The 223-nt window shown below is 66.4% G+C and carries 1 protein-coding gene; it reads right to left on the bottom strand.

What is annotated here, in order from left to right; translation table 11 throughout:
* Nucleotides 1-223 (bottom strand): hypothetical protein (locus ABR397_RS24810; RefSeq protein WP_350307986.1); only part of this gene is annotated, 223 nt, incomplete at both ends.

Genomic DNA, 223 nt, shown 5'->3' with positions numbered 1-223 from the left:
AATAAAGACATCCGGGGAGCCGGTCAGCAGTGCGCCGCTGGGCGGGCCGATACTGTCCACCATGTTCGTGACCGCCGAACTGGCGGCACTGATGACCGTCCCCAGCGCCAGCGTACCCGCCGTGCCGAGCGCAATCACCGCGACGGTGGCTAATCCGCCGGTCCCCACAACGACGGCCGCCGCCACGGCAAATACTGCTGCACTTATCAGGGCGCCGGTAATG

Source organism: Photorhabdus viridis, assembly GCF_040256935.1.
Taxonomy (GTDB): domain Bacteria; phylum Pseudomonadota; class Gammaproteobacteria; order Enterobacterales; family Enterobacteriaceae; genus Photorhabdus; species Photorhabdus viridis.
Note: the sequence above shows the minus strand (reverse complement) of the source record. Positions and strands in the feature narration are given on the sequence as shown.